The sequence below is a fragment of the Ruegeria sp. CDSA033 genome, assembly GCF_059612305.1.
On sequence record NZ_JBXWQI010000018.1, the window covers coordinates 40,323 to 67,314 of the forward strand.

General features: G+C 51.7%; 32 protein-coding genes and 1 tRNA gene. 12 read left to right on the forward strand and 21 right to left on the reverse strand.

The features are described from left to right. Nucleotides 1-205: 205 nt before the first annotated feature. The 7 genes from AC2FLA_RS18490 to AC2FLA_RS18520 all read right to left on the reverse strand — a co-directional run bounded on the left by AC2FLA_RS18490 (nt 206) and on the right by AC2FLA_RS18520 (nt 2,936). A complete protein-coding gene (locus tag AC2FLA_RS18490; RefSeq protein WP_496724231.1) occupies nt 206-802 on the reverse strand; it encodes a hypothetical protein in 597 nt (198 codons plus the stop codon). A gap of 195 nt (nt 803-997) precedes the next feature. Continuing rightward, nucleotides 998-1,309 carry a hypothetical protein gene (locus AC2FLA_RS18495; RefSeq protein ID WP_496724233.1) on the reverse strand — a complete coding sequence of 104 codons (312 nt, stop codon included), beginning with the start codon at nt 1,307-1,309 and terminating at the stop codon, nt 998-1,000. Then, nucleotides 1,309-1,461: a hypothetical protein gene (locus AC2FLA_RS18500; RefSeq protein WP_282121530.1), complete on the reverse strand. Its 153-nt coding sequence runs from the start codon at nt 1,459-1,461 to the stop codon at nt 1,309-1,311. The genes AC2FLA_RS18495 and AC2FLA_RS18500 overlap by 1 nt, the downstream gene beginning before the upstream one ends. After that, the gene (locus AC2FLA_RS18505; RefSeq protein ID WP_282121531.1) at nt 1,454-1,618 is read right to left on the reverse strand and encodes a hypothetical protein; all 165 of its coding nucleotides are present in this window, start codon (nt 1,616-1,618) and stop codon (nt 1,454-1,456) included. Before AC2FLA_RS18505 ends, AC2FLA_RS18500 begins: the two co-directional genes overlap by 8 nt. Beyond that, entirely contained in the window at nt 1,611-2,669 is a 1,059-nt protein-coding gene (locus AC2FLA_RS18510) for a hypothetical protein (protein ID WP_496724236.1), read from the reverse strand. Before AC2FLA_RS18510 ends, AC2FLA_RS18505 begins: the two co-directional genes overlap by 8 nt. Then, nucleotides 2,662-2,823, reverse strand: a complete 162-nt coding sequence (locus AC2FLA_RS18515; protein WP_282121533.1) for a hypothetical protein — start codon at nt 2,821-2,823, stop codon at nt 2,662-2,664. The genes AC2FLA_RS18510 and AC2FLA_RS18515 overlap by 8 nt, the downstream gene beginning before the upstream one ends. 19 nt (nt 2,824-2,842) lie before the next feature. Continuing rightward, nucleotides 2,843-2,936, reverse strand: a tRNA-OTHER gene (locus AC2FLA_RS18520). A gap of 464 nt (nt 2,937-3,400) precedes the next feature. Here AC2FLA_RS18520 and AC2FLA_RS18525 point away from each other — a divergent pair. Continuing rightward, nucleotides 3,401-4,375 carry an adenylate/guanylate cyclase domain-containing protein gene (locus AC2FLA_RS18525; RefSeq protein WP_496724238.1) on the forward strand — a complete coding sequence of 325 codons (975 nt, stop codon included), beginning with the start codon at nt 3,401-3,403 and terminating at the stop codon, nt 4,373-4,375. Between the two features lie 85 nt (nt 4,376-4,460). On the opposite strand, the gene AC2FLA_RS18530 is transcribed toward AC2FLA_RS18525, so the two are convergent. From AC2FLA_RS18530 to AC2FLA_RS18550, 5 genes are all read right to left on the reverse strand, one after another. Beyond that, the gene (locus AC2FLA_RS18530) at nt 4,461-5,981 is read right to left on the reverse strand and encodes a DUF2779 domain-containing protein (RefSeq protein ID WP_496724239.1); all 1,521 of its coding nucleotides are present in this window, start codon (nt 5,979-5,981) and stop codon (nt 4,461-4,463) included. A 60-nt stretch (nt 5,982-6,041) separates the two neighbouring features. After that, nucleotides 6,042-6,818, reverse strand: a complete 777-nt coding sequence (locus AC2FLA_RS18535; RefSeq protein ID WP_271952844.1) for a 2-keto-4-pentenoate hydratase — start codon at nt 6,816-6,818, stop codon at nt 6,042-6,044. Between the two features lie 220 nt (nt 6,819-7,038). Beyond that, complete coding sequence (locus AC2FLA_RS18540; RefSeq protein WP_282121536.1) at nt 7,039-7,335, reverse strand: hypothetical protein; 297 nt, start codon at nt 7,333-7,335, stop codon at nt 7,039-7,041. A gap of 922 nt (nt 7,336-8,257) precedes the next feature. Beyond that, complete coding sequence (locus AC2FLA_RS18545; RefSeq protein WP_299637023.1) at nt 8,258-9,802, reverse strand: ShlB/FhaC/HecB family hemolysin secretion/activation protein; 1,545 nt, start codon at nt 9,800-9,802, stop codon at nt 8,258-8,260. A 219-nt stretch (nt 9,803-10,021) separates the two neighbouring features. Beyond that, nucleotides 10,022-10,954: an SdiA-regulated domain-containing protein gene (locus tag AC2FLA_RS18550; RefSeq protein ID WP_496724242.1), complete on the reverse strand. Its 933-nt coding sequence runs from the start codon at nt 10,952-10,954 to the stop codon at nt 10,022-10,024. Between the two features lie 182 nt (nt 10,955-11,136). On the opposite strand from AC2FLA_RS18550, the gene AC2FLA_RS18555 reads away from it, so the two are divergent. Then, nucleotides 11,137-11,895 (forward strand): DUF4956 domain-containing protein, encoded by a 759-nt coding sequence (locus AC2FLA_RS18555; RefSeq protein WP_142639636.1) that lies wholly within the window; start codon nt 11,137-11,139, stop codon nt 11,893-11,895. Here AC2FLA_RS18555 and AC2FLA_RS18560 read toward each other — a convergent pair whose 3' ends face one another. The 6 genes from AC2FLA_RS18560 to AC2FLA_RS18585 all read right to left on the reverse strand — a co-directional run bounded on the left by AC2FLA_RS18560 (nt 11,896) and on the right by AC2FLA_RS18585 (nt 17,252). Next, entirely contained in the window at nt 11,896-12,765 is an 870-nt protein-coding gene (locus tag AC2FLA_RS18560) for a metallophosphoesterase family protein (RefSeq protein WP_496724244.1), read from the reverse strand. It lies immediately after the preceding gene. 61 nt (nt 12,766-12,826) lie between these two features. Further along, on the reverse strand, nt 12,827-14,260 hold the full coding sequence (locus tag AC2FLA_RS18565; RefSeq protein WP_142639633.1) for a hypothetical protein: 1,434 nt from the start codon (nt 14,258-14,260) through the stop codon (nt 12,827-12,829). Between the two features lie 784 nt (nt 14,261-15,044). Next, nucleotides 15,045-15,218 carry a hypothetical protein gene (locus AC2FLA_RS18570; protein WP_481668353.1) on the reverse strand — a complete coding sequence of 58 codons (174 nt, stop codon included), beginning with the start codon at nt 15,216-15,218 and terminating at the stop codon, nt 15,045-15,047. A gap of 401 nt (nt 15,219-15,619) precedes the next feature. After that, nucleotides 15,620-16,234 (reverse strand): hypothetical protein, encoded by a 615-nt coding sequence (locus tag AC2FLA_RS18575; protein ID WP_496724246.1) that lies wholly within the window; start codon nt 16,232-16,234, stop codon nt 15,620-15,622. 55 nt (nt 16,235-16,289) lie between these two features. Continuing rightward, entirely contained in the window at nt 16,290-16,589 is a 300-nt protein-coding gene (locus AC2FLA_RS18580; RefSeq protein ID WP_480915508.1) for a hypothetical protein, read from the reverse strand. A gap of 363 nt (nt 16,590-16,952) precedes the next feature. Beyond that, nucleotides 16,953-17,252 carry a hypothetical protein gene (locus AC2FLA_RS18585; protein ID WP_496724248.1) on the reverse strand — a complete coding sequence of 100 codons (300 nt, stop codon included), beginning with the start codon at nt 17,250-17,252 and terminating at the stop codon, nt 16,953-16,955. A gap of 571 nt (nt 17,253-17,823) precedes the next feature. Here AC2FLA_RS18585 and AC2FLA_RS18590 point away from each other — a divergent pair. From AC2FLA_RS18590 to AC2FLA_RS18615, 6 genes are all read left to right on the forward strand, one after another. Continuing rightward, nucleotides 17,824-18,339, forward strand: coding sequence for a DUF805 domain-containing protein (locus AC2FLA_RS18590; RefSeq protein ID WP_496724250.1), 516 nt, complete (start codon nt 17,824-17,826; stop codon nt 18,337-18,339). A 74-nt stretch (nt 18,340-18,413) separates the two neighbouring features. Beyond that, a complete protein-coding gene (locus tag AC2FLA_RS18595; RefSeq protein WP_496724252.1) occupies nt 18,414-19,184 on the forward strand; it encodes a hypothetical protein in 771 nt (256 codons plus the stop codon). Beyond that, the gene (locus AC2FLA_RS18600; protein WP_496724254.1) at nt 19,168-19,704 is read left to right on the forward strand and encodes a hypothetical protein; all 537 of its coding nucleotides are present in this window, start codon (nt 19,168-19,170) and stop codon (nt 19,702-19,704) included. Before AC2FLA_RS18595 ends, AC2FLA_RS18600 begins: the two co-directional genes overlap by 17 nt. 538 nt (nt 19,705-20,242) lie before the next feature. Further along, nucleotides 20,243-20,692 (forward strand): hypothetical protein, encoded by a 450-nt coding sequence (locus AC2FLA_RS18605; protein WP_299947339.1) that lies wholly within the window; start codon nt 20,243-20,245, stop codon nt 20,690-20,692. Nucleotides 20,693-20,695: 3 nt separating this feature from the next. After that, the gene (locus AC2FLA_RS18610; RefSeq protein WP_010443208.1) at nt 20,696-20,914 is read left to right on the forward strand and encodes a helix-turn-helix transcriptional regulator; all 219 of its coding nucleotides are present in this window, start codon (nt 20,696-20,698) and stop codon (nt 20,912-20,914) included. Between the two features lie 38 nt (nt 20,915-20,952). Further along, nucleotides 20,953-21,585, forward strand: coding sequence for a class I SAM-dependent methyltransferase (locus AC2FLA_RS18615; protein ID WP_496724257.1), 633 nt, complete (start codon nt 20,953-20,955; stop codon nt 21,583-21,585). 4 nt (nt 21,586-21,589) lie between these two features. Here AC2FLA_RS18615 and AC2FLA_RS18620 read toward each other — a convergent pair whose 3' ends face one another. Beyond that, entirely contained in the window at nt 21,590-22,363 is a 774-nt protein-coding gene (locus AC2FLA_RS18620; protein ID WP_496724259.1) for a prephenate dehydrogenase/arogenate dehydrogenase family protein, read from the reverse strand. A 336-nt stretch (nt 22,364-22,699) separates the two neighbouring features. On the opposite strand from AC2FLA_RS18620, the gene AC2FLA_RS18625 reads away from it, so the two are divergent. Genes AC2FLA_RS18625 through AC2FLA_RS18635 form a run of 3 tightly spaced genes read left to right on the forward strand, consistent with a single transcriptional unit; the run spans nt 22,700 to nt 24,110 of the window. Then, complete coding sequence (locus AC2FLA_RS18625; protein WP_496724261.1) at nt 22,700-23,038, forward strand: ArsR/SmtB family transcription factor; 339 nt, start codon at nt 22,700-22,702, stop codon at nt 23,036-23,038. After that, nucleotides 23,031-23,522, forward strand: coding sequence for an SRPBCC family protein (locus AC2FLA_RS18630; protein WP_496724263.1), 492 nt, complete (start codon nt 23,031-23,033; stop codon nt 23,520-23,522). Before AC2FLA_RS18625 ends, AC2FLA_RS18630 begins: the two co-directional genes overlap by 8 nt. A gap of 12 nt (nt 23,523-23,534) precedes the next feature. Beyond that, complete coding sequence (locus tag AC2FLA_RS18635; RefSeq protein WP_496724265.1) at nt 23,535-24,110, forward strand: dihydrofolate reductase family protein; 576 nt, start codon at nt 23,535-23,537, stop codon at nt 24,108-24,110. Nucleotides 24,111-24,257: 147 nt separating this feature from the next. Here AC2FLA_RS18635 and AC2FLA_RS18640 read toward each other — a convergent pair whose 3' ends face one another. Continuing rightward, nucleotides 24,258-24,437 (reverse strand): hypothetical protein, encoded by a 180-nt coding sequence (locus AC2FLA_RS18640; RefSeq protein WP_496724267.1) that lies wholly within the window; start codon nt 24,435-24,437, stop codon nt 24,258-24,260. A 440-nt stretch (nt 24,438-24,877) separates the two neighbouring features. On the opposite strand from AC2FLA_RS18640, the gene AC2FLA_RS18645 reads away from it, so the two are divergent. Beyond that, complete coding sequence (locus AC2FLA_RS18645) at nt 24,878-25,447, forward strand: carboxymuconolactone decarboxylase family protein (protein ID WP_496724269.1); 570 nt, start codon at nt 24,878-24,880, stop codon at nt 25,445-25,447. A 243-nt stretch (nt 25,448-25,690) separates the two neighbouring features. On the opposite strand, the gene AC2FLA_RS18650 is transcribed toward AC2FLA_RS18645, so the two are convergent. Beyond that, nucleotides 25,691-26,311: a hypothetical protein gene (locus tag AC2FLA_RS18650; RefSeq protein WP_496724271.1), complete on the reverse strand. Its 621-nt coding sequence runs from the start codon at nt 26,309-26,311 to the stop codon at nt 25,691-25,693. Nucleotides 26,312-26,992: the final 681 nt, after the last annotated feature.

The following is a 26,992-nucleotide window of genomic DNA, read 5'->3' on the forward strand; positions in this document are numbered from 1 at the left end:
TCCGGTTTGGGCTGGTTGCGATCAACCATGCTTATCGTAAAGACTGGTAGTACATGGTTCCGCAGAGCAGTGTTGGGGAAATACTTATCCGGGACGCTTTGGTTCCTAGCAGGAGAGGCGCTTAGAAGAAGCGCGCACTACTACAACGACAGTCGCCCTAGACTTCTTATGTTAAACTTTGGGTAATGGCGGCAGGTAAGCTGTACTAGCGGTCTGGGTCTGTATCGAGTTTGCCCCAGAGATCGTCAACCAGATCTGAGAAGCCATCATTCGAGGCCTCCTTGGGCAGTAGACCAGCTCTTCGCCGGCGTTCGACCTCAGCCATTAGTTCTTCCTCTGTGGCTGTCTCAACCACGTCACATCGAAGAGCTTCGATCTCGTCTGCTGTCCACCACTCAAATTTGTCAGCGTAGAAGCCCAGGGAATAAGGCTCGTCATCAGAAATCTGCTTGATCACAGCATTCCAATCTTCGCTCTGGTTCGATTCCTTTTCGACCCTCTCATCTAGTTCGCGGGTAGACTTGCGGATCATCGGCAGCAGCTCTGCCTGAACGCTTTCTTCACCTACACCAGTCCCTGCAAGCCAAAGGTCTGCGATCTTGCGGACGAGCGCCCAGGCCGTCTGATTTCGAGGGTGGCCTTTAATCCGGCCGCCGAGACCTTTTTCTTGAATGCCAAACCGCTCGGCAGCACGTTCGTTCATCCGGATATTGTAATCGGACACGTCCGCGAGTTCTGAAACGTTCTCAGCCACAGCTCGGGCGACCTCTTGATCACCAACATAGACAACCACCTTCAACATTCCGCTACGCCTTCCTTCGCCGGTTCATCACTCGGCCCAGGTGGCTGTTGTCCAGATCTCGCATGATCCTTTGCACTCGCTCCGGATCGACTTCGCGATCTTTTCCGGCAGTGTGGACGATGTGTCTGACGTAGATCGCCAACGCGACAATGATCACGGCGGATAAGATCAAGCTGAAATGCTCGGCCCCCATCACTAAGCCTTCTTCCTTGGGTCTTCGATCCCGAGGTCGTCGAACACGTTGCCGCTACCATCAGTGATCTCGACATCATCGTCGTCAGTCACTAGATCCCAGGTGTTCTCTTTGACCCATTCATCCCGCCATTTGGGCGCATCGGCCGGACGCTGTGCAAAATCGGCGATTTGCTCGAAAATCATTTTGCGCAATGCAAGCCAGACCTCCGGACCCTCTCTGCGACGAGCTTGCAACTCTGCGATCAAGGCATCCAGAGGAACATCCTGTAACGGGCGCCCGAAGATCTCTTCTTCTGAAAAATCATCTGTCATCACTCAACATCCTCGACACTGATCGCCAAGACTAAGATCTTGTTTGGTTTTACAGTGATTTCTTTTCCTTCAATCGCTCGAAGTTGGCCGTTCACCAAAGTCTCGCAGATTACGAAAATTGGGATTTCCTCTTCTGTAGTCTCGTCACTCATCTGGCTTACCCTTCGGATCAGGCACCTTTCGCGCCCGGATCTCATCCGCTGAGATCGGCTTGGTTAGTTTTGCTCGACCGGCCGCAATTTCAGCCTCCCTAAGCCTAAGCAAACGCAAGGTTTGTTCATCCAGCTCAACGTCGTCGCCATCACCCATCAGACTTCTCTCGAGTACAGTAACAGTGAGAACAGAGCACTTGTGATTTGTCAGTTGTCCGAACGATATCGCCTACGTGGCCGCACTCTTCACACGTCACACCGCATCGAAATTCCATCCAATCAGCGTACTCCTGAATGAGATCGTGGTATCGACTGAAACCGATACAAATCTTGCCATCCTGGCCTTTCTTAATGTCCGAGATCTGAATAGTTCCAGGGTCCAGTGCCCTGAAATCCTGACTGAAGGAAAGCTTGTGGAGTGCTTGCGAAATCATGACGAGCCAGCCCTTTCCGACAGCAGGAACAAGAGATGCGCAATCCGGAGAAACGAGGTCTGGATAGTTTTCCACAATGTCCAGCCTCAGGCTGTCGGGCCAGGATTCTTCGGCGCCCTCAAATCGCCGCCGCAGAGCATCATTGTAGCACCAGCTGCAAAGCGTCGTCACAAACCCAAGGATGCTCTGGCGTTGGGCAGAATTAGAACAACCTTCACAGGTTTGCTCAATCTGATCGACATCCCATTGAATCTCTTCACTCGTAGCCTGGTTGCAGCCCGGGCCCTCATAGACGCGCAAGCCTCCCCATTTCTGCTTGATCTGAACGATAGACGGGCGTTCATCACCAAACAGGTCGGGCTGCTCGTCGATCAACCTCTTCACTTTCTTAAGTGCAAGCGTAAGCTGCTTCGCCCACCCGGCACGATGCTCACCAAGCTGCTTGAAGACGCTTCCATGAATATCGTTCCAGTCGACAACACTGCTCATCACTGACCTCCGGGCGTGCGCCTCTTCGAGATCGTGTGAAACCTCCGCCATAGCAGTCATCATACGGTCGACCACTTCGCGGTCATCACACTCGACATGCAGACCCTCGGTCGACCATGTGACGTCAGAGACGCGCGGAGCTGGGTAGTTGTGCGCCATCACCAAACGCATCTCTTCGGCGTACCAGGCGTCAAATGAGCGGAGGTCATCTGGAGCTCCATGGTCCTCGATCACACCTCGAACCTTTTCTCGGAATTCCTTCCAGCTCTTTTCGACATCATCCATCAATCACATTCTCCAGAACTTGGTCTTGTTGAGATGGAAGACCCCTCTCGAGATCTGGCAAGCCGGACCAGCCTTCGGGTGTGCGTCCGAGGCTCTCCTCGACCGATTGCTTGATGTCTTTGAAATCAATTGCGTTCGTAACTTCGTCCGCCATGTCGGACACCTCCTGAGGATGGTAGGAGGCGTCGGAATCGAACCGACTCGTGCACTCTAATCTGGAGCAATTACAAGGATATAAGCCTCGCCCGCATACCAATGCTGCCTCCCACGGATTTTGCGTGGGTTATCGACCTCAGGCCGATATTCGATGGCAGTGGATGCGTGTTAACGTCATGACCGAAAGCTGAACCAGTTCGCATAACCATGTCAAGACAGAGCGTGCTGCACTTAGAAATTCACCGCGTAGTTCTGGGAACCTTCTAGCTTAGCGTGTGCCCGATACACTGATGCATCTTATTTTGCGGGTCAGTACAGCGTCGAGTAGCTCTCAGACAGCGAAGCGATTCGATACCCTGTGATCCGGAATCGAACTCAGAAACTCTGTCGATAGTTCGCTCTGAACCGACGCGCGTCTTTTGATATGCGTCTGATGCGCTCCGTTCTGGAGAAATACAAAAGTCTTGATCTGAACAAACCTCAGCGGCAGCATTGACCTGCATCTTTCGAAAATGGAGATCCCGGTTGCAAGACTTTGTAAGTCTCATTCCATTTAGCGTCTCGAGTAATTTGTGATGATACGTTCCTCACCTGAACTGCTGGCAGTTTCGAGGCGTTGGTATGAAATACTCAGAAGCATGAAGAATACTGACGAGTTGCAGGATTTTCTGTCGAAAGCAGATGAACTAAGGTTCGTTGGGACAGGCGAAGGTGAGTTTTGGAGCGGGCAAGCAGTTCGCGATGGGGTTAGCGGCTTTTTTGCGGAGATCCCGGCACCCGTCGTTTTCGAAGAAGTTGAAGCTGAGGCCTTCGAAAACGGAGAAACGGGATGGTCATCCTTCGTCCACAAGATTCAGTTTGTCGGCTTTGATGAACCCGTCTTCTACCGCACCGTCCTGATTTTTGTCCTGGAGGGAGCGGCATGGAAGATCATCAATCGCCACGCCTCAGTGCCAACTCCAAATATTGAACTCGTGGGTAAAGAGCAGCTGGCCATCCAAAAGCTGGTTGATGCTGCGCGCGAAGATGGACCCGAGCTGATCCAAACCGAAGGTTTGGCTTCGGTACTTTTCACTGATGTTGAGGGCAGTACAACGTTGGCGGAGGCTTTGGGCGATCAGCATTGGTCGATGCTGATCGAAAACCACTTCCAAGTCTTGGCGGCGATCATTGAAAAGTATCATGGCCAGTTCGTGAAGTCTCTTGGAGACGGAACGTTGTCCGTCTTTCCGTCCGCGAAAGAAGCACTAACAGCAGCTATCAAGATTCAGGGGGCTATTGCATCGGCATCCGTGGAGCCATCTTTCGGTGTTCGGATTGGGATTCACACTGGTGATGTCGTTCAATCTCGTGGAGATTTCTTCGGTACTGTGGTCAACAAAGCGTCACGGATAACGACCGTTGGTGCGGCAGGCGAGATACTCGTGTCAGATGCGACTCGCGCCATGGTCGGAGGACGAACCGATTTCTCATTTTCTGAAATAGAGCCGAGACTCCTGAAAGGTCTACGCGGTCACCACGTCTTATATCGGCTGGAGTGGCAAGATTGAGTATTGCGGCTGCTCTAACGCCGACAAACCACACAGATACCCAGCAGAGCAAAGTCGCAAAACGTCTTTTGCTACGCAGCACGCCTCACATCGCCAGCAATTCCCGATGAATTGCGACCATCGCCCAGGTGTCGCGCGTGCAATACGCCACAAGATCAGCATATACCTTCTCGCGCGCTGGATCATCCGGTTCCGTCAGTGTTACGTCCTTCCAAAGGCGAGACGCGCTCGCCCCCTCTTTGATGTCCAGATCATCGTATGAAAGTTCTGGCAAAAACGCTGGAAGAACGGCCTTGATAGAGGCGCTTCCCTTGAACGCGGGATCGTTGATCACTTCATCCGCAAACGGCTTCATAAGATCTACAACGCGGGCGTTTACGCCTTTCAGGAACTCTGCATGCTCTGGATAAGTTTCCGCCATTTCCGTATTGCGCGATTTCTCGAACGGAGCATACCAAACCACTACAGAGCCAACGTTTCCTATGTCCTCACGAAGCCTTTTCAGCAAGGCTGGCATTGGGTTACTGGCGTCTCGGTGGAGATACTCCCTGTGCTCAATTTCTCCGCCAGGCTCATGCTGGATATGCAAGGAATACTGGAAAGCCACTTGCTGATAGGGACGCGTTCCGTCCCAGGGTGGCAGCAAACTCTGAGATGTCTCGTAGTCAAAATAGTGAACCGGATAGACAATCTCGCTCAGAAACCTGCTTAACTCCTGATGATCGATTGTGCGTTCACCGTTCGCCACTGTTCTCAAGTAGCGCTGTGTCGACTTGCCCAACACAGATGGATCACTGATCTCGTCAATCTTTGTGATCCCATTTGCGATGAGTTCCGAGGCTTTTTCCGCATTCATGAACGGAAGGCGGTGGATACTGTCATGCGCGAGAGGTGGGTCGAATTTTTCGCGGATCTCCAGCCATTCACCATAGGATTTAAGGCGCGCACGTTCGGGGGACGGATCAGGCATCGTACCGCTGGCAACGACGCTCAATGCCTGATCGATAAGCGTGCGTGTTTTTTCGAGCTGCTCAGTCACCGCATCCGTGATGTCAGTGATGCCGACAAGCTCTTGCGGATTGATTTCGCCGTTTCTGACGTAATCACGGTTCACATGTGCAACTTCGCAGCGCGTAATGGGGAACCCGGCCGCCTCAAGCACGACACGCTGGAATGCGAGATCAAAAGTGTGCTCGGGTTTTGCAGAAGTCCCGCTCTTGATCTCTGTCAGAACGTACCCATCATCACTGCGGCTCACGATGTCGGAGATGCAAGTTATGGTTCCATCTTCATAGCGTCCCTGCGCCACTGCGTTTGCACCGTTTCTCCAAGCCTCCAAAGTACGCGCGGGCAGAGCCTGGTATTCTGAAAAATCTGAAAAACCGAGGCGAACGAGATCACCAAAAAGCTCCTCTGCATATGGTTCAAAGGCGTGCCCCTCGTCAAAGCGTGCTTGCAACGAAGGGTCAATTGGCGGCAACAGATGCCTGGCATGCTTCTTGATCCAGAGCCAGGCAGGGTGCCTGAGAAACAACATGTAGTCTGATTTGGATAGCATCGTGTAATTTGCATTCCAGAATTGGTGAAACCAGTGGAAGACCATCATGGTCAGCTATTGAGAGTAACTTTTCTTTGGTGCAGTCGGCGTTACCACTCTACCAAAGCCTCATGTAAATCGTACCGATAGCTCGGCGTCCATCACGCCACCAAAACCAGCTGACCATTCTTCACCTGGAGACACTGGCCATGCGTCTGTCAATGTGCCAGTTGTGACTAGCTCGCCTCCCTGAAGCTGGTCGTCTTTGAAAAGCAGAGACACAAGATGAGCCAGGACTTTAATTGGGCCGCCGAGCGCGTTTTCACCCTTGCCGGCCTCGATAGCCTCGGTGCCCTTGAACAACGCTAGTGGCACTTCGGCCAAGCCGGTCAAGATATCATGCGTCGCCTCGATTTTGTCGCCAAGAACAAGGCAGCCGTGCAATCCTTGTGCTGCGATTGAGTCTTCGACCGAGAATTTCCAGTTGGGATAAATCGATTGGACGATTTCAAATCCTGGAGCGACCCACTCCACGCAACCTGCCAACTGCTCATCGTTCATTTCAGCCGTCGGTGTATGTCTAAGGCCGAGTACGATTTCTGGTTCAATCCTCGGTTCTGAATACCTTGCCAAGTTTACCGGCTGATCAGTCGAAAACAGCCCATCTGCGTGGACCTCTCCCCAAATGGGTTGATCCACACCGTAAACAGGCCAAATCGTGCGGTTCGTGAAGCCGACTTTTCTGCCAACTCTTTCTTTGTCCAGAATCTCGCGGACACGACTAGCAATCGAATAAGCGTCATCCAGCGATAGCTGTCCTGCCTCTGAAGACAGTTTAGGTATCTGCTGGGCAGAGGTCAGGGCATCAGCAATTGTCTGAGCGTTAGATTCAATATCTCTTGTCATATTCGCATTATACGCTCCGACGGCTGGATTGCGATGCAAGCGAGGTTTTGAAGGGCCATCGTCGGAAACTCAAAGGCTTGCAATGAAAGTGTGGATATGCCTCATTAACCTTCTGAGAGATGACAACCTTCGGTTGATGTCTATTCTTCAACTTAACCTTGGTTGGAAACCAGCTTCCCACTCGGAAGAATTCCTCTAAGGCTTCAAGATGTGCCTGGCGCTACTGCCGCTTTCGTTTGACCGAGATAATGCATCCGGAATGCTTCGGGTGCCGTGCTGGTACATCACGAGCCATCGCATCCACATTTCCAAGGTGTCGTAGTGCCCCGCTGTTCAGCAACACGCCGCGCCCGGCATCATACCGACGTTGCCCAAATCCGCTGGCAACGCATTCCCAGTCTTCCTTGGCCGCCGCGTTGCGGAATCTCGGTAGGTCGTGCGGATCATGCCGCCCAGGTGTTGCTGCGACGTGATCGTGTTTCTTCGCATTGCTTTGGTGGGTTATATGGTGGGTCACTTGAGTTGTTCCAGGTCGCTGGACAGTACCGGTCGTCGGCCTCGGCTTAGGGCGCATGATTGTCACGACGCCTTGTGGTTTCGGATGTCCTGGGACTGCCACGTGAGTTGCCGTCGGTTTTGGTGTCAACTGTGGAACCTGGCCAGGAACCGCCGTGGGAACCTGATTGGGGGTTGCGGTTGGTACAAGCGGTGGCGTCGCCGTAGTACCGCTGGGTTGCGGAACACGGCCGGGCACTGCAACCGGAATCTGGTTTGGTGTTGCAGTCGGGACGAGCGGTGGCACAGCAGTTTGACCGGTGGGCTGAGGTGGGACCTGACCAGGAACTGCGACTGGTATTTGGTTTGGTGTTGCGGTGGGCACAAGTGGCGGCACCGCTGTTGGGCCGGTGGGTTGAGGCGGAACCTGGCCAGGGGTAGCGACCGGAACTTGATTGGGAGTTGCAGTCGGAACTTGCGGCGGCACCGCGGTAGGACCGGTAGCCAATGGTGGAACCTGATTGGGAACGGCTGTCGGAACCCGGTTTGGTGTCGCGTTTGGTGCCAAAGGCGGAGCTAGAGTTGGCGCTACTACCGGCGTGGGAACCTGACCAGGAACCGCTATTGGTGTCGCAATAGGAACCTGACCGGGAATTGCGTTCGGGACCGCGCCCGGCGTAAGGACTGGAACAGTAACGGACGTGGGCGTTTGCTGCGTTCCCTTAGGCGGTAACTGATTTGCCACCGGCTGAGTTGGGCCAGTAACTTGATTACCTGCCCCTTGCCCACCAGCCTGCCCGCACCCTTGGCTCGACTGGTGTGGGTTCCCTACGCCTCGGCACCACCCGTAGTGATTTCCGCGGGCAAAGACCTGAGTAGCGGCCAGTTCTGCAATTAGACAAGTTGCGGTAAGTACAGCAATTCGGTTCAGTTTCATAACATCCTCACCAACTTGTTGTCAGAGCAAGATACGCGCCAGGATCGCCTGAGTCGGTCAACGGACCGTCTCTCAAAGGGACACCGACATATCCGGACAGGAATAGATTTTGCTTAAACTCAATGTCCAACCCAAGACCTGTCGATGCCAGTGTAGCATTGTCAACTTCAAAACTCGCAGGGTCATTGTTCGAGATGTAACCCACGTCGAAAAAGGCAAAGGGTGTTAAGCGATGTATGCTCTGGGAACTGGGGAAGTAGGAATGAGACACTTCGAAAATCGCGGAAATCCCGGAATCACCATCCACTTCGTCAAAACGATATCCGCGCAAAGCATAGCGATCACCAAGGAAGTACTCTTCGACAGAGGGCAGCCGGTCTGTTGTGTACTGCCCCCAAATCTCGGTGCGCCAAGCTGTGTTGGGCGACAAGCCCGTTAGTGGGCTTTCGTATCCGATGCCGCCTCGTAGATGCCAGAACGAAGAGTCCCCGTCGTCAAAATTCGCGTCTGTCGTGTCGTTGTCATTGTCACCAAAAGATAAGGTTAGCCCCGCTTCCAGAGCTTGTCCCTTTGGATAGTTTTGCCCGTAAAGATATGTAAGGCCAACGACACTCGCGTCACTGGATAGTGGAACGCCACCACTGACTGAATCCGCTTTTGAAAGGCGATAGTCCAGCAGAAGATATCCATAACGGGCCACATCGCGGATCACGGGGTAACCCATCGCGACTGTGAAGTTCTCGCCGTCAATATCTGTTCTCGCAAAGTCCCCTGAGAGGTCACGTTTTGCGTTTATGTTCCCGTAGAAGATCTCACCGTACAGACCATTGCTGTTCAGCGGCGTGCGATAGGTAAGAGCGCCCCATAAAGAGTGCTCATCGTCTTTGTCCCAATTGTAATTGCCTGATCCCTCAAATCGCAGCAAATCCCCGACGGTCAGCGTTGAATAAAACTCTTGCACGACATAGAAGCTGAGCGCTTCTCCAAGCTCACGCGGAGGGTTGTCGAGTGTCGCACTACCGGCTTGTTTTCGCAGTGGCTCTCCCAATACTCTCAGCCGAGCACCAGCCTGATCCGGGTAATCAAGTTCGGTCGACAACTCCAAGTCAGGTATGTCCTCGGCTAGCATAACCGCCCGCTCAAATCGTTTCAGCGTTATGGGATAGGAGGTGGTGAGGGGCTGAAAAATCTTCTCTAGGGTTTGGAACGTGCGCGTATCTACACCTTCAATTTCGATGGTTTGAATGCGCCCTTCATCAACAATTATGCTCTGCCCATCGGGGCCGGGCCAGGCCTCAGCCAAGAAGTAACCGTCTTCTCGGTAGATCTGCGTGATCGTTGATGCGACATCCACTGCTGTGATGCGCCCTGACCGATCAAAAGCCAACTGACCGGCAAACGTTAACAGCTCATCCGTATCATATACCGTTACGCCGCTGACAGAGTGCTGTGATGCGATGTCCCAGGTTTGGGCAATGCTGTATTTTGGAACTGCAACAAAGGCCACTAATGTGCAAATGATCGCAATTACAACCGAATTGGATACGGGCATTATCGATAACCTTAAGGTGACTGAGCATGTTGAAGCCCAACGTTATTACATGGTTCGCATGTGTGAACCTGACGCTATTCGAATATATTGATGGGTGATGTTTTTTAGAAACATATCGAACAGAGCGCAGATTTACTTAATATGCTGCACATAAGACGGCACTCATTTACACAACCCCGCTTTTCAACCACGCAGAGTAGAGAACTAGTAGGACAGTCCTCACAACTCCGGTTGCTCAAAAACATAAAGCCGCGATTTCTTGGCATCATCTGTCAGGATATAGAGAAGCCCTCTGATCTCATCGAGAGCGATCCCTTCGGGATGTTTAACTTCTTTTTGTTTTCCATCTTCTGTGAACGTCAAACTGATAGACTTTACGGACTTGGATTCTGGATTGTAGATGAAGATCTGACGGCCTTTGTCACTCACAATCCAAAGAGAACGCGAGGACCGGGACCATGCCAGGCCGCTCAAATCCAGTTCATCATCATCTACACGCTCGGAGATAAAACCTGCATCGCGGGCTAAAGGAATGATCTCAATAATTTCGTCTAGCTCTGGCGATAACACCATTAACAACCTTGGTTGTCCCTCAATGCCAACGAAGACCCGCCCGGATTCCGGGTCAACGGCGATACCTTCGGGTCCCTTATTCAAAGGGTTGCCGACGAGTAATTCAGCGGCGGTCGGGTAACCTTTAAGAGATGCGAGAGGTATTGTCGTCAGTTGAATGGGGTCAGTTGGGTGAACGACTAGGATTGATCGGTCAGTTTCTTGAAGCACCAAAACAGACCCATCCTTTCGAGGTGCAACACCCTCCAAATCTGATCCTGCCAATGCTGGCAACTTGAAAGAGTTTCCCAATACCCCGTCGACTCCGAGTAGGTGCAGTTTAGGTTCGGCATCACTTACAGACCACAAGAAGCCTTCAGCGTTAGACATTGCCAAGCCGGAAGGCTCTGAAAATCCCTCTGATTTGTCTGCCACCTTGAATTTATCGACCAGAACCAAACCAGCACTTTCGGCGCAGGCAAAATCGGTCCAAGACAAGAAGGCTGCCGCAACCAAACTGGCCGCAAAAGCGAGTCGTCTAAGTTTGCAGAAACACCGTGAAATTTCAGCTTTTGACGAAAACACTCTGTTTTCTGTCATTGGATTCTCTCGCGCTTGGACCACATCCCTGTATCAGCGTTCGTATCACAGTCCGGATACGTTGTCCGAAGAATGCACTGTGATCTCTTTACCTGATCCCGCCTGTTGCGATTGAATTGAATAGGGCATGATGTGCCTTTGGTTAAGCGTAAGCCTTTGGCGTGAGCAGGAAGGAAGACAAGTTGAATACGACCCTCACATTTGTGACCGTGTTGTTGATGCTGCTGTTGCCAGGTGCTGCGGTGTCACAAGTCGACCCTGCGACGATGCTGGCCGGGGCTTCGGAATCGGAAATTCTCATCGAACGCCAGTGGACGCAGTTTCGTGGCAAACAGGAACTGTATTTCTTTACTCTCGATGTGATCGTCACGATCATTCTGGCTGGCTTGATCGTCTATCATCCGGTGAGACGTAAAGCCCGTAGAAGTGTCAGCGATATCGTCATGCCGCGACTGTTCTTCCTTTATGCGCTTGTCGGCATGGCGGTTGGGTTTCTGGTCGTACAGCACGGATCGATGATCGGGTTCGTGATTTTTGGAATAGGAGCTCTGTTAAGGTTCCGATCAAATATGGATGACCCGGTCGACACGGTGGAAATGATTATAGTCACCGTGCTTGGGCTGGCGGTAGGGCTGGGCTTACCCTTGATGGCCACACTGGTGGCGGTTGTATGTTGGTGTTTCATTTGGCTCGGTGGGCGAAACAAGGGCGTGGAAATTTCGCTCAAGGCTTCAAACGAAGAGCACTCATTGAAAGTCAGCGGGGACATTGAAGCCATGGCCGCAGACGCTGGCTGGAAGCTGGTCAGAAAACACCACGTCCCCGGAAAGTCTCGCGTCTCATTGCTTTTCATCACCTCGGGAGGGCTTTCAGAAGCCCGGATAGAAGAGATGATAAACGATCTGGTCCCTGATAAAGTTGAGCTGAAACTCAACCTCTAGTCATTTCACAAGGTCCAAACGTTTCAACACTGCATTCGGGGATCTGATCTCTTCCGGAAGCGACTTGAAATTTACCGACCTTTCGAAGTCAGGTCCTCGATATACTGCTATCCCAAACTCTCCGTTCGGCTGGAACGTAACATGAGTGAAGCTGTGAGGTGATCTGGCTTTTGATCCGATAAGCCGTCGCGGGCCACCTCCCAAACAAGCTTGGGAGACGTAAGTAACACCATCTTTCCAACCCGGATAGAAGGCATGATGGTGGCCTGACAGATGCAGAACCACACCGCTTTCCAAATAGATTTTTTCAAGTGTTGGGTCACCGATGATTTCGCGTTCGCGCTGGATCGCGAACGGCCAAAGTGGGAGGTGACTGAAAGTGACAATCGGGTCTCCGTCTGCACCCAGTTCCTGTAGGCGGTCCTGCTGGTCACCGGATAGAGGTCCTAGTGTCGTTGCATCCAGAGACGCAAAAGTAATGCCCTGCATCTCAAATGCGTAGAAGAACGGGTAGTCATCTGAAACCAGGAAGTCGACGTCTGGCTTTCTCGGCGTCCATTCCTCTGCGTATATTTTTCTTTCACGCTCGAACCCTCGGTAAGCGGAGGCGTCATGGTTTCCCGGCGTGACCGCAAACGGAATTCCGGCAGCCGTTAAAGGATCTGATACCGCCTCATGAAACGCTTTCCACATTTCCCTGACCTGTTTGTCGGACAAGTTGGGAATGCGCTGTCCCGCAACCATATCTCCGGTCGAAATAACCAGATCTGGATCAATCTCGACTATCCGCTCAATCGCCTTGTCGACGCGGGCATCGTATTTTACCGAACCGTAGCTTCCGTTCAGATCCGATATGACGATGACATCCAATGCCGCGGCCTTGCAGGCTAGCAGAGCTGTCCAAATGCACGCCGCAAAAAGGGTAGAAAGGTTACGGGTCACTACAGTCTAAGGCCTCTTGCTCGGCGTCGCTTGTCAGAAAAAATGCGGCGGGATCCAAATCGAATATCAATTCACCATTTGAACAATTGCTCTGGAGGATGGACGTTGCCAGCGCGGTATTTTTGACGACTTGTGCAATCTGACTGTCTGACAGCCCAAGGCTTTGCGACAGCCAGTTATAAACCGGGCCTTGAGTTTGAAGCTCACTATTCAGCGCAACCAAGCGTCGGTATGTGCTTGGAGAGAAATGCCGCATTTTCTCTAGCATTTGAGTAGATTTCGCGAAGTTGGCATACTCAACCCGCCCACCAGCATCGTTGTCGTTTAGATTGCTGCGACGGATCAATAATGCGTCGGCGGGAACGTCTCCATCGTTTGGCTGATGGTGCTTGGCCTTCCTATGCTTCAGGTCTCCGTCTTCGACCCAATACCAATAGGGTGTGAAGTCTATGTTTCCTACGCGGTCCTGCTGGCTAAAGATGAAATCTAGGAGAACAATCTCGGTAAGTTCTTGCATCCAAAATGCCATCTGTTGGTCGCTGACATCGGGGCCGAGATCCTTGTTGATCATCCGGTCTCTTCGACCTTCTCTGACGCCCTCTGCGATTGCCTCTGACAATGGTTTTGAAGACCGCAAAGCTAAGAAAGCGGGCGTTTCCTGAAAATCGCGGTTCTGACCTTTCCCCCAACCAGATTTACGGGTGCCGTTGATTTCCGAGCCGTATCGATGCCCAGGGCTATCAAGCAGCACGCCGTATATTTGCGTTCGATCCGATGTGAACAGATCATCTGTCGGTTGGTATGAGTTCGGGTCGGCATCCGCAGCTGCGAAGACCCGCCAGCCTTCATGGTTCATGCGCCCGCCATGAGAGCCGCCAGAAATCGCAAGGCCAGGCTCTGCGACCTCGGAAAAATGCGCCTGGGCGTCCATGCTACGCCAAACGGCGACTGGAACTTTGACAGTCGTGTCGAAATATCTGGAGAAATGATAGTAAAGCAGCGACGAGGTTGAAAACGTTCCACTGGTGCCCTTTTGGTTCATGGTGGACTTGAACTTAGCCACCCTGTCCTTGGCCAGATCTTTTGCTGCCTTCCCCTCTTTGCAAGCGTTTCTCTCGAATTCGGAACGGTTCCCCGTGTAGGGTCCTTCCGAAATATCGTAGACGGCCATTCCTGGGCTGGTGCTCCAAGTTTTTGGGCAAATCGCAATTTCGGAGGCATAGAAATCGATCTCGCAATAGGTTGTTTCTTCCTCAAGGTCGCTGTTCTTATACTCGCCCATTGGAATTTTTTCGATCCGAATACAGCGTTCAGTACCGCCGTTGGGACTATCAAATGTCGTGGCTTCACCTAGAACATCGTCGTTCGCCCATAAGACGGTGGGTGCAATGAAAGCAAGTGACCCCAGAAGGTTGAACTTCATTTGGATAGTCCTCCCAATATCATTTGGGGCAAATCGCTGCCTGTTGTTCGGTGGAGATTTTCAACTTGGGGTCGACGCTGAAGTTGGAGAATTTTGAGTCAATCCACTGGTCGCACCCGCCTGAACATGGGGCCCCGTTTCGGGCATCATTCCAATATTCCTTGGCCCTTTCTTCCGTCCAACCACAAAACTGAACGAGCGCCATTGCCGACAATGCTCCCGAGGAATGAACACCCCACATGCAGTGCACCAGGACAGGGCCTTTTCCAGGGTTTTGAATCACCTCGTGTATGGAAGCCATGACAGCACTGGGTCGGGAGGATCTGGCACTTTGATAGTCAAAGGATCCGTTTCCACAACTGGTGCGACCGTATTCAGTGTTTTTGCCAAAGTCGGCATAAAACCCGGTTGAAAACCCTTCACCGCACAGAGTTTCGCGTTGACCCTCACTTAGGCCAGTTCGATCCTTGTCGCCACCCTTGAAACCGGATCGATACAACACTCCGCTTAAGACTGGGCGAAAGAAATCGACACCATCAACGCCTCCGTCACCACCCTTTGACAGCATTTGACTGTTGCTTGGACCGCCATTTCGACTGGTCACGTCAGAATTCGCAGTGGTTGCGAGAACACCAATGAATATGAGGGACGCCAAAAACCGCATGCCATCTCCTTTCTATACTTGAACCTTTGATGCTCAAACTCTTGCGACCTGATAGTCTCTCGGAAAGGCTAGTTCACGACAACCATATCAAGTGGGCAGTTAGCTTTCCGCTGTGAAACTTTAAATGGGCCACACCAGATTGATGATAACGACGACTACGAAGTAAGCTAGAACAACTTTCCAGTTCCATTGGTGCTTATTTTCTTCATTGATCACGCCAGCCAATTTCAATGCCAGGTTAGTGATGATTAAGGCGACAACGATGACCGCCGCGTGTGCCAGGTCGAATTGCAAGCTTGAACACCTTCTTTCAGATTTGGGATTGATGGAAGTCTGTCAGCAGTCACCTGATGGCAGCATAGCTACATCTGAGTACCTTCCCTCGGAGGTCGTGATCCGAGCGCATGCACCGGTATCCTTGTTAAACCAGTACGAGGTTAGCCCCTCGCTTCGGATGAGTTCAAACCCGAGACTTTGAATACCCATTTCAGCTTGGCCCGCTCTTGCCCCTTCAAATGACGTAAGATCGCTAGAACTACCCACAGTTGGTGCACTTGCATCCACCGATCCGTCACTCTCGTCGCATGCTGCAAGCGCTGCAATACACGCCGTGCCGATCACAAATAGGACCTTGGATTTCATCTGTTTTTCCCTCGCTTTTTTGGACTAGCGTTCCAGGGTTTCTGGTTGATCACCTATTCAATTCCGAAAATTACGTTGTAATCGACGGAAGAATTGCCGCGATTGATAACCTCCACAACATGATCACCGGATTGCCAAAGCTGTCCTCGATACTCCTTGTCCGCCGACATCAATCCCAACAGTTCAGAACCATCGGGGTTGCGAATAACGTAGTCCAAGGAGCCATTTCGCGGAGCAACGCGAACGTAAAGAAACTGTTCGTTTTTGGCACCCAGAACGTATTGCTGCGACGCTCCGGGCGCGAGTTCACCGACTAGTTCTGCGCCAGTGGAGCCAGAATCAAATTTGACACGTTGGCTTCCAGTAGACTTGGCTGCGCCTGCCTTGGCTCCACCGCCATCATCCATCGCTTCGACAACCGACATCTCGCCGATGCTACCATCCTTGTACGCGATGCAGCGCCAAAGCGTTCCGCCTGCGTCACGTAGCATGACGAGCGTGCCCGCTTCGGAGAACTGAGAGCTTTCAATCGTACCGGATTGGCCGTCTGGTCCACCAACCTGCCGCAAATGGTCGATACATGCGTCGTCGGCTTCTGACATTGCAAAAGCTGCTGCGCCCGCGATTGCGAACATGGGTGTGAGGAGTTTGAGTAAATCGAGTTTCATCAGATGGTTCCCTGTTGGCTAATCCTTAGAGTTTTGCTCCGTTCAAAGCGGAACCTCACTTTGCTTCTCGTAACTTTGACAGAAATTCATCGCATGCCTGTGCGCTGCCGACGATCTCGTCCGTCGTTTCAATTCCTTGCAGTGACGCCATTTCGGAATTTACGCGGTTGAGGATCTGATCCGCTTGCTCGGCGGTGATAAGGTTCTCGGCTTGTGCTCCTTTCAATGTGGTGCAGACACCGGCGGACAAGCCTGTCGCAACTCCGACGCCCATCGCAGCCCCGCTACCCAAGGTCATCGCCCCAACCACGCCAAGGACGAGCCCGATCACAATTCCCAAGATCACTTTTCCCATGTTTTCCTCCTTTTGGGTGAGAAGGAACTCCGCCTTCACTTCTGGCGCAATCTGCCTACCAATCTGCAAATCAAGACCAGCGCTAACAGGTTAAGTACTGGTGCAAGCGCCGCGAACCACGGTTTGATTTGCTCTGAGACCAAGTCCGATACAAGTATCCAGGGCAGTCCCAACGGCAAAAGGAACACCCCAGACAAAGGGTCTTTTTCTTGTCCAAACCAGCCAAATGTACCCGTCAAGAACACAAACAAAGCCAACAGGTAAAGGATCGCGAATACGATGGTGGTTATTCTACAAACCAAGTCGAGCCTCAGCAGATCAAGCCAGTGCTGCGCAGCCGATTTCGGCTACGCGACAGACTACTCACAGTGCGCCTTCGTCGCCCAGGAACTCGATACCGGCCGTCGCGCCATCACTGTAAGCAATGCAATTCCAAGGAGCACGATCCTCGCCAACGCCGACTGTGACCTGTGTTCCCGCCTCGCTAAACGCGGATGAGAGCACCACGACTTGCGAATTGTTCGTCGTGTTGGCTACATCTCGCAAACACGCCTGCTGAGCGGGTGTGAGTTCGGCGGACGCATTGGATGTACCCGTGTCGTCGCAGGCCGCGAGCAGTGCGAAACATGTCGCGCCTGTAATCATCACCATCTTGTTAGACATTTTCTTCTCCCTCTGGTTCCGTTGAAATTAGTGAAATTGGATGCGCTTTTTTGAAGCTCTCGCGTCTTTGCAGCCAATAGAACATACCTTGATCCTGTGACCACATTTCCCAAAACTTGCCGCGCGGGGGCCTTGGTCGGCGGAACGATATTTCGTTGACTATCGGGGCCGCCAACAATGCGTGATGGCCGAATGACGACACTGGCAAATGCTAGATCAAACTCTGGAAAGAGGGCGAGTACGTTAAGCCTGAGCATCGCGTCCTCCCAACGCTCGATCATTGTAAAGTGCCTTCCGACCGCCAGCACTCACTCCAGCAGTCGGAAGGGCCCGACACATCGGGCGACAGCGACGACAACGGAGGTAAAATGAAAGCTGTGTCGAATTCGCATGTTTGAATCTAATTTTTAATAAATCAATATTTTTTCCGCGCGTGAACTTCTTTACGCTCTCATGCGATAGGCTTCTACTTTTAAACAAAAAGGTAAGTGGGAGCATCCGTAGGGGCGAGTGCGTTCTCCTGAGCGGCAAAGCGTTTGAGGCCGCACAGAAATTAAGAAAGGATTGAAAAATGGGATTTGGTGAAGCCGTTAAATCGTGTTTCTCGAAATACTTCCAGTTCTCCGGTCGGGCTATACGCTCAGAATACTGGTGGTTCTTCTTGTTTGTGGTTCTCGTGAGTGCGGCTTTTGCTGTGCTGGACACAATCATATTCGGGACCGATCCCGAAACAGGACAGGGATCTCGGGTTCTGTCCTCTGTTTTCCAACTGGCCGTTCTCATACCAATGGTGGCCGCCGGTTGGCGGAGGTTACATGATACAGGACGACCTGGCTGGTACTTGCTACTGCCGATGGCGCTCAGCATTACAACGCTATTTGTTATGCTGGGTGGGGTGGCGTTCTTTTCGGTATTGGAGCAAGGGACCGAAAACCCCGATGCATTACGGGGACCCGCGGCAGTACTGGGCGTGACCGGTATTGTTGTTGTCTCAATTCTTCAATTAGTTCTGTCCATTCTGATGATCTGGTGGCTGACACGACCTTCCCAAGAAGGCGCAAACGAATACGGCGAACCTATTTCCTGATCTGGCTGTTCGGGCAATTGGCTGGAACTTCTGCTGAACGACAGTGCGAACCGTAACTCAATGGAGAGAAAAAAATGAGCTGCAAAACCATTTCCATTGGAATGCTACTGATGGCAGTGGCGACCACAGCATCAGCGGAGTGGTCGTTCAGTTCCGGGCCCAACCCCAATGCGTTTATTCAGACAGGAAACATGACGCTGGAACTTCAGTGTGACCGTATTCGCTTTGCTCCGGCAGGATATGAGGACAGCCAGGACATTGCGGACAAGCAGGGGCTTTCCATTCGTTTCTTGAAGGACGGCACCACCGAAGTTGGAGCATTTCAGGTTGGCGCAGAAAACGCTGCCGTGCAGATCGTCGACAACTATCCCGTCGAGGTCAGTTTCAACAGTCAGCAGGATTATGATTTTGTACTGAACCAGCTTGCAGCAAATGCATCGGTTAATCTGTCCATGATTGATCAAGATGTCAGCTATGGAATCTTTGACTTGAAAGGTTCCGGCGCGGCAATTCGATCCCTTCGTTCTGCGTGCAACTCGGATGTTAGCCAAGAGGCCTCATACGAAGCACCCGAAGGCATCGTCTATTGTGGTGGCGGGGCGATAAAACGCGTGATCGAACCCGTAATTTTGGACAACCCGGAGGGGGAGTGGGACGCAAGAGTAACGATCAACGGCGAGTCGATCAGAGCCATGACGGCCTACAGTTACTTCGGGAACTCTGAGCCGCCCGCTGGATTTGTCGTCGCCCTGCTTGGGGAAGACAGGTCCGAGTTTCTGATTTTTAGCGACGGCTCGGCAAACTGGCTGGAATATGGGGACTACAGGTATGATCAGTGCAATTGATACCTCCTGCAAACCAGCTTTCCAAATAGCGCGTCAGATGAAATGCTTGGTCGCCGGGATTGTGCTTGCTTCGGGCCTTGTTTGGACCCCACCAGCTGTTGCGGCTGATGTTTCGCAACTTCCGCCCGGTTTGCAGGCGAAGGTTGATCTGGCGGCACAGGCCTGCGCTGAGTTCAACGACGGTCAGTTTGATATAGCCTGGGGCGCGTTTGAAAGAATCGATCTCGACGGAGATCTACAACGCGACTGGGTTCTGAATGAGTCTGGTTTTGAGTGTTCGAGCGCCGCATCTCTTTACTGCGGAACTGGCGGATGCATGTCTCACTTCTTGATTGAAGAGGAGGTTCAACCCTTGCTCAACCAGGGCTGGCGGGTTGTTGATTTTGGGCGTCAACGCGTTGTTGTTGCGGATATTCATGGATCCAATTGCGACGGAATAAACCCAACGCCTTGCGTCACCGTCAGTGTTTGGGATGCGGACGCTAAGATGTGGCGCTCGTCTGCTGGCGATTGGGAATAAGCTGCATTTGAGCATTGCAGATAAGCTATAGGAGCTGGTTTGTTTGATGGGTTCTCTGTAGCACGCAAACTTATGGGCAAATCGTGCAAAGTTATGCGCAAATACCGCGCAGAGTTTTGGGCAATCTTCCAAGATTTTCTTCAATGAAATCAATGTTGGGAATGCAGCGTTATGAGCGCACCTACAATGTTTGAAGTTTTTGGATTTCCACCGCGTAGTTCCGGAACCCTTCTGCCAAAACGTGTGTGAATTGGCGTCACTCAACCTTTCGATAAAGCCGTCGTGAGCCAAGTCAGCCTGTTTCGAGCTCTTTGATTCGCAGTCCCTTGCGGCCTGGTTGCAGTCCAAATCGCGCGCGCTATGAGCGTACAAACGTCTGAAATGGTAGCGTCAATAGATGCCCAGTCTCAAAGCCAACGCCAGAAACGCGATTACATGTTGTGTAAAGAATATTTGACACAGAGCATGGTAATGCATACATCATGTATTAGATACTGGACACTCGCAGATTGAATGCTGCACTCTGGAGACCTCAGATATGACCTACCAAGATCGCAACACTGTCGTCTCGATCTTTGTGAATCTTGCTGTTAGTGCCTTCGTCGTTTTTCGGCTTCTGGACATGAATGCCTCTGGGATGTTCGATGGTCCTGATGCTGTGAATAACTGGGCCCGCATGGTGATCTGGTTAATCCCGTTGGGTATCGTCGCTACCATAATTGGCACAATTTTGTTCAATATCGGTTTTGCGATTGTCACACGCGAACCCAAGCCCAGTTTCGTCGTCGATGAGCGTGACAAACTGTTCGAACGCCGTGGTAGCCTCGCGATCATTGTCTTCGCAGGTGCTGGCTTTGTCTCTGCCGTCCTGGCCCTAGCCTTCAATGCATCAGCTTTGATTGGGTTTAACATTATCTATTTCGGCATGGCATTCGGGTCTTTTGCGGCAGATATCGTCAAGTTTGTTAGCTATCGGCGCGGGTATTGAGCCATGGGAAAGCTCAAGATCACCAATAACATCAGACGTCTAAGGTTTGACGCCGACGAAATGACTCAAAAAGAGCTCGCCGAAAGAGTTGGTGTCACCCGACAAACTATCGTCGCCATCGAAAATGCAAAATATTCACCAACGCTTGAATTGGCGATCCTGATTTCCCGCGTCTTCGACAAGCCCCTCGAAAAAGTCTTCGACATCCAAGACGCCAGTTAAGTCTTCGCGACTGCAACATATTATTCCAAGGAACAGATATGCTCATCCATCCACCACGATTTTGGAACATGATGGCGCGTTCATATGCACGCCGCCCCGTCGGAAACCAAGCTGCCTACGAATACAAGCTCGACTTTACTGCGAGACATCTTTCCTCTCAGGACCGCCTCCTGGAAATCGGTTGCGGCACGGGAACGACGGCACTCATTCACGCTCCAAATGTCGCTCATATCGACGCTATCGATTACTCTTCAGAAATGATCTCAATTGCTCGGGAGAAAGCCAAAGAACAGGGTGTTGGGAACGTAAACTTCGAAGTAAGTGCGTTCGATTGCTGGCCCATTCCGTTGAAGGATCAGAAGTATGATGCGGTATTGGCTATGTCGATACTGCACCTGGTGCTGGATCTTGATGAAGCCTTGGAGCGTGTTCGAAGCTCATTGAAAGAAGGTGGCCTGCTCTTCAGCTCGACAGTTTGCCTGGAAGGCATGGAAAAATACGCCATACCGGCCCTCGGGGCCATTGGTTTGTTGCCCAAGATCCGCGTTCTTACCCAAGAAATCCTTGTCGAGAGAATGCAGGCGTTCGGATTCAGCATCGAACACAAATGGCGCCCGGAGAACGGTTCGGCCGCATTCATCGTCGCGAGGAACGGAGTTAGGAGCAGGTAGCTACTCAATCGTGCTTCTCGCTGTCTTCCAGAATAGAGCTCAGTTCGAACGCCAAACCAAAGAACCTTTGCCTGACCTCTTTTGCGTAGGGGTTCGCGTTCTCAATAGCCTCAAAAACCTCGGGCGCGTCATGCTGTACCATCGAGATTGCTTCTGAGATCAGGTCAAAGCTTTTGGTCGTCATGCGAGACGGTAAAGGCCCCATGCGCAGCAACACCTTAGCAATCAAATGGGTAATTCCTTGAACAGTTGCCGCATCCCTGTCGTGCTGGTCCGGTGTCGTCATTATGACGTGAAGGCCTAGGTGTTTTCGTAGAAAAGCTGCGACAAGGGAATAGTGATGTCCGCGTATTGGACAAACAGCGATCTTTAGACCTCTGATACCGTTGCGGACGCTTTGCGGGCCGAACAATGGATGGGTTGCGACGATACTGACATATTCTGGAAGAAACCTATCCATAATCTCAGAGGGCTGAACTTTTACCGAACCAACATCAACTATGATCGCACCTGGACGGCAGATTGCAGCAATGGATTTCACTACGCTCTCAAAGCTTGAAACAGGTGAAGCGATTACAATCACGTCGCACTTTGCAGCTTGATCAAGAGAAGCAAGTGACACGCCGAGTTTCGACACGTCTTCTCCCAGGTGTGGTGACGGATCATATGCAAGCAACTCGAATTTCTGATTCAAATGTTTGGCGATCAGCTGCCCAAATGCGCCGAAACCGATGATACCGACGGATGTCGTGGCTTTTTCAACTGTCGAGTTTTTCATCTCATGACCTCAAAAACTGCCGCCTGGCAAGAGATCACTTCGTGTTAAGACCACTGTCAGGGCAGCGGAAAATTCACAGTGAAGCGTCCGCAGCTATGCAAGCTGAGGATAATAACCTTTGGAAATGTCGAACGCTTTCATCATGTGTATCGAACTAGTTCACCATACAGGTTGAAGTCAACCATTTGCATGGGAACAGTTCAAAGCTGATGGTGTCTGCTACAGCTACCGAACTTCGACTCGCCTAAGCCGCGCAAAAGCGGCGAATGCGACCAAGTACTTGCAGAACCATATTATACCTGTTGATTAATTAACTAAATGGTATAATATGTCAGCATGACAGGTGACGAACAACTTGATGCAGCTTTTTCAGCGCTAGCCCACCCGACGAGGCGCGCAATTCTGGCCCGATTGGCCAAAGGCACAGCGACTGTGAATGAGCTTGCAAAACCCTTCGATGCGACCTTACCCGCGATTTCCAAACATATCCGGGTACTGGAGGCTGCTGGCTTGGTCTTACGTGGCAAGGATGCTCAGTTCCGCCCTTGTGCTTTGGACACAAAACCGCTGGAGGCCGTTGCAGGCTGGACCGACCAATACCGTTTCATCTGGGAAGCACGGTTCGACGCAATGGACAGAATTCTGAATGGAATGAAGGAAACACCGGATGAATGACGAGAAGAAATGGGTAAAGATCGAGCGAGAATTTGACGCCCCGATTGGCACCATCTGGGACATGTGGACTGACCCGGCCCTGTTTAGTGCATGGTATGGACCCCGTGGCATGTCGGTTCCAGTAGCCGAAATGGACGTGGTTGTTGGCGGCATGCGTAAGGTTTGCATGGAAATGAAGTCGGCTGAGCGACCCATGAAAATGTGGTTCACAGGCGTGTACAAAGAAGTCACCCGACCGCATCGCCTCGTCTATACGGAGAGCATGTGTGATGAGGATGGAACCCTTATCACACCTCAGGCGATGGGCATGCCTGATGACTTTCCTGACATCACCGAGATCATTGTTGAACTCTCTGAGGTGAATGGCAAAATTTTGATGACCATGGTCCACATCGGTGTTGAGGCGGGCACGGCAGGTGCCGGTGGCTGGAATCAGGCCTTTGACAAGCTCGCTGAGTACCTTTCTGCAAGAGAAGTTAGCTGACAGGTCGGACACATGCGACAGCTTGCCATTCTGACATTCGTGACGCTCGATGGCGTGATGCAATCCCCGAGTATGCCAGAAGAAGATCCGTCGGAAGGATTTGAACACGGTGGCTGGGCCGCGCCGTATTGGGACGGCGTGATGGAGCAAGTCGAGCGTCACGCCATGTCCGAGCCATATGACATGGTTTTTGGTCGCAAAACCTACGACATCTTCGCGGGTCATTGGCCGGGTGCACCAAAGTCCGCTCTTTCAGACCGAATGAATGGCGCCAGGAAATACGTCGTTACTTCGCAGCCTGACAGTTTGCGCTGGGAAAACTCGCACCCGATCAACGATGACGTTATCGGCGAAATCTCGGCTTTGAAGGCAAGGGATGGGCCTCTTTTACAGGTTCATGGCAGCGCCCGGCTGATTCAAACGCTTCGTGCCCATAATCTCATCGACGAGTTCCGCTTGTGGATCTTTCCGGTGGTTGTCGGCGGGGGTAAACGTCTTTTCGAGAATGGGAGCCCGCCTTGTCAACTAAAGCGAACCAGATTTGAGCACTGCGGAAATGGTGTGTCGATGCAGTTCTACCGGCCCTAAAGTGATCACTCTATCTCCACACAGCAGCCGTGAAACTGGGCTCGTTGCCACCATGCTATACGCTCAGCTCAATTGATTGTTCGCAGGCCAAAGAAGCCATTGGTCGCGGCTGCAAAGAAAGACAGGAGTACACTAAGGGCACCAAGATCAACGTGCTTTCTTGATCTTTATCTTGTCAAGCTTCGCTCTGCTCTTGGTCGATTCCTCAGAGCGTGTGAGAGCTTTGGCTATGGCCTTCAAGCCGACGCCCTTTGACACCAGTAGGTGCAATTTTTGAATTTCTTCTTGTGTCCAAGCTTGACGGTGGCGCTCAAAACGTTCTGCCATGGTTTTCGTCTACCTTATTAATGTGCCTGATCTGTCATAAAGCATGGTCATCGTGTTGGTGCCAGCTCAAGGGCAATCACGGGTATTTTCAAGAAGCAGGGTTGATGCCAAACGCGACAAATGACGGCACCCATCCCGATGCGAACATTCCACCGTCATCCTACCTCGGATAAAACAGACGTTCCTCCAAGGATCAGAGTTGGTGGAGTACGGCCACCAAGCAGACCTTCGCTGCTAGCACAGCACTAGGACTCAGTGACGGCGGCAATGCACAGTAAAGCGGACTTTTAATCAACGATGCAGTATTTTGGAGCCTTGGACAGTCGCTATGCGAGACTAAGCAGCCATTTGTCGACCAAGCAAATATTGTTAGGCTTAGGTCCGTGCGGCTATCCAGGCAACACGAACGCTTAGACACCATTGTTTATGGAGGTCATCAAATGAAGAGGCTATTTCCATCCCTTCCCGAAGACGCAACACTTGGCAGCGTCTTTCAAATGTTTCCGGACAAACTTTCACTTTGGTGCCAGTATGAGAGCCTTGTGATGCGAGGAGAGAGTGAGCTTTCCGCCTCCGAACGCGAGTTAATCGCTGCCTACGTTTCCGGGTTGAATGCTTGCTCCTATTGTCACGATGCGCATACTGTATTTGCCCGCGCCTATGGCATTGATCCAAAACTGGTTGAAGCGCTGATGGAAGACCTTCATTCAGCGCCTGTCGATCAACGATTCAAGCCCATCCTTGCTTATGTAGAGAAGCTCACGCTATCGCCTTCCCATATGATCGAGTCGGACGCACAGGCGGTCTATGAAGCCGGATGGTCGGAAAGTGCGTTGTTTGATGCGGTACAGGTTTGTGGTGTGTTCAACTTGGTGAACCGCCTCGTTGAGGGGACAGGTATTAGCAAAGTTGCTCGGGACCCTGAAACGATTGATGTGGAAACCGTCGCAAAGTTGACCAGTACGTCATTCTATACTGACTTTGGCAGGGCCAATGGGCTCGATGTGTGACCAAATGGGTCGGCTTAGGGCTCAAACCGGTCATCTGACGGTTTCAATAGGTCATCGGGTCGGGTCAGACGGCATCAAGGTCAGCAACGCGGACAAACCTGCCATTAAGTCGGAGGGTGTCTATGTCCGCTTTTGGATCAACCTACATGATCTGTTGCGGCGCAGGCGCAAAATAATGCACTTTCCCTACCAAGTCTCTCTGATGAAGAACGCCATCCAAAAATTTATGCTGGGAGTAATTGTCTAAATAGCGCTGCAATCGACCATTAGTTGATTGAAAGCTTCCACCAAGTCATCCACAATTTCTCCTTGAAGCGGTATTGGCCTGAGAAATGGACTTTGTGATTGGCCCATTGGACAATATTCGACAGTACTTAGCGAATGAAAACTGTCCATGTCATTCTGCAAAAGAAATTTTTCATTCGCAGCAATTGCCGCATGTTGGCCCCAGCCCAATTTTGCGCGCGCCGAACTTAGAAGATTATCTTGTTCTTGGTCAATTTCTCCGGCCCTTGTCTTCCACTTACCTTTAGGTTCCAGTTCAATGCGGAACCGCCACTCACCGTTGACCTCACGGGCATATCTATCAAGATATGTCGCAGTGTGATGCCGAAGATCAACGAAATAACTGTTCCCCTGAATTGTTCCTCCTTTGGAACACCCTTCGCTATCTCTCCTGTGGAACCTTATGATGCATTGATCAATAGATGCATCAAGTTGATCAAAGCGGGAACCTTCATAAGCCCGTTCTAATGCGCTTGAAACTCGGCTACTGGCCTCATCAGATAAGACGGCCTGCGGAATAAGAAGCAACAAACTTGCGTTGACCGTTGTAGCAAAAAATTTCGCTAAGGGAGGCTTCACGGAATCTCTCCTGCTTTGAATATACTTTTATTGCTCCATGTTAGGGTTGTATGGGTCAAGTTACAATTTTGGCTGCCGGCGCTCAAATGTTCGACGGAGCACCAATGCGGTCATCTGTACTGAGCGCGGCATCGTGCACTAAGGGCTCGTAGCTGACATCCGATCCTGTCACTCAGGCAGTTGCCGGGCAACTTGGCGGCCAATGTCGGCAAATGTGCTGCAACCAGCCTTGTGCACTCGCAGCTACCAGATTACTGGGCTATGTCCGGTCAGGGCTCTTACCGATATTCTATGCCAAGGCCGGTCAGTTGGTACTCAAGTCACACTGAAGCACCAAGATACATTCCCCTACGTCGTCTTTTCTCATTGATCTGGTACTGGCTTCGACAGATAGAGAGGTGTGCGGAGGCTGTCTTCCTTCGCAAGTGGCGCATGTCAAAGCGCTGCCGGAGGATCTCCGCTGGCCTTTATTCACGGCTTACGCACCTGCCACAGGCCCTATCAGAGGACGTCATGCCCCTTTCACCTGACGGTCAAGACCGCGCTACTCGCGCCATTGACCCATTGCCAATACGCCTTATCAAGCGCGCTATACTGGTTCTTATCGGCCTGTTTTATTTCCTCTTCGTGGCCTTTGCCCCTCTTCTTTGCGTTCGGCGCAGAGGGTTTCGGGGTTGGTAT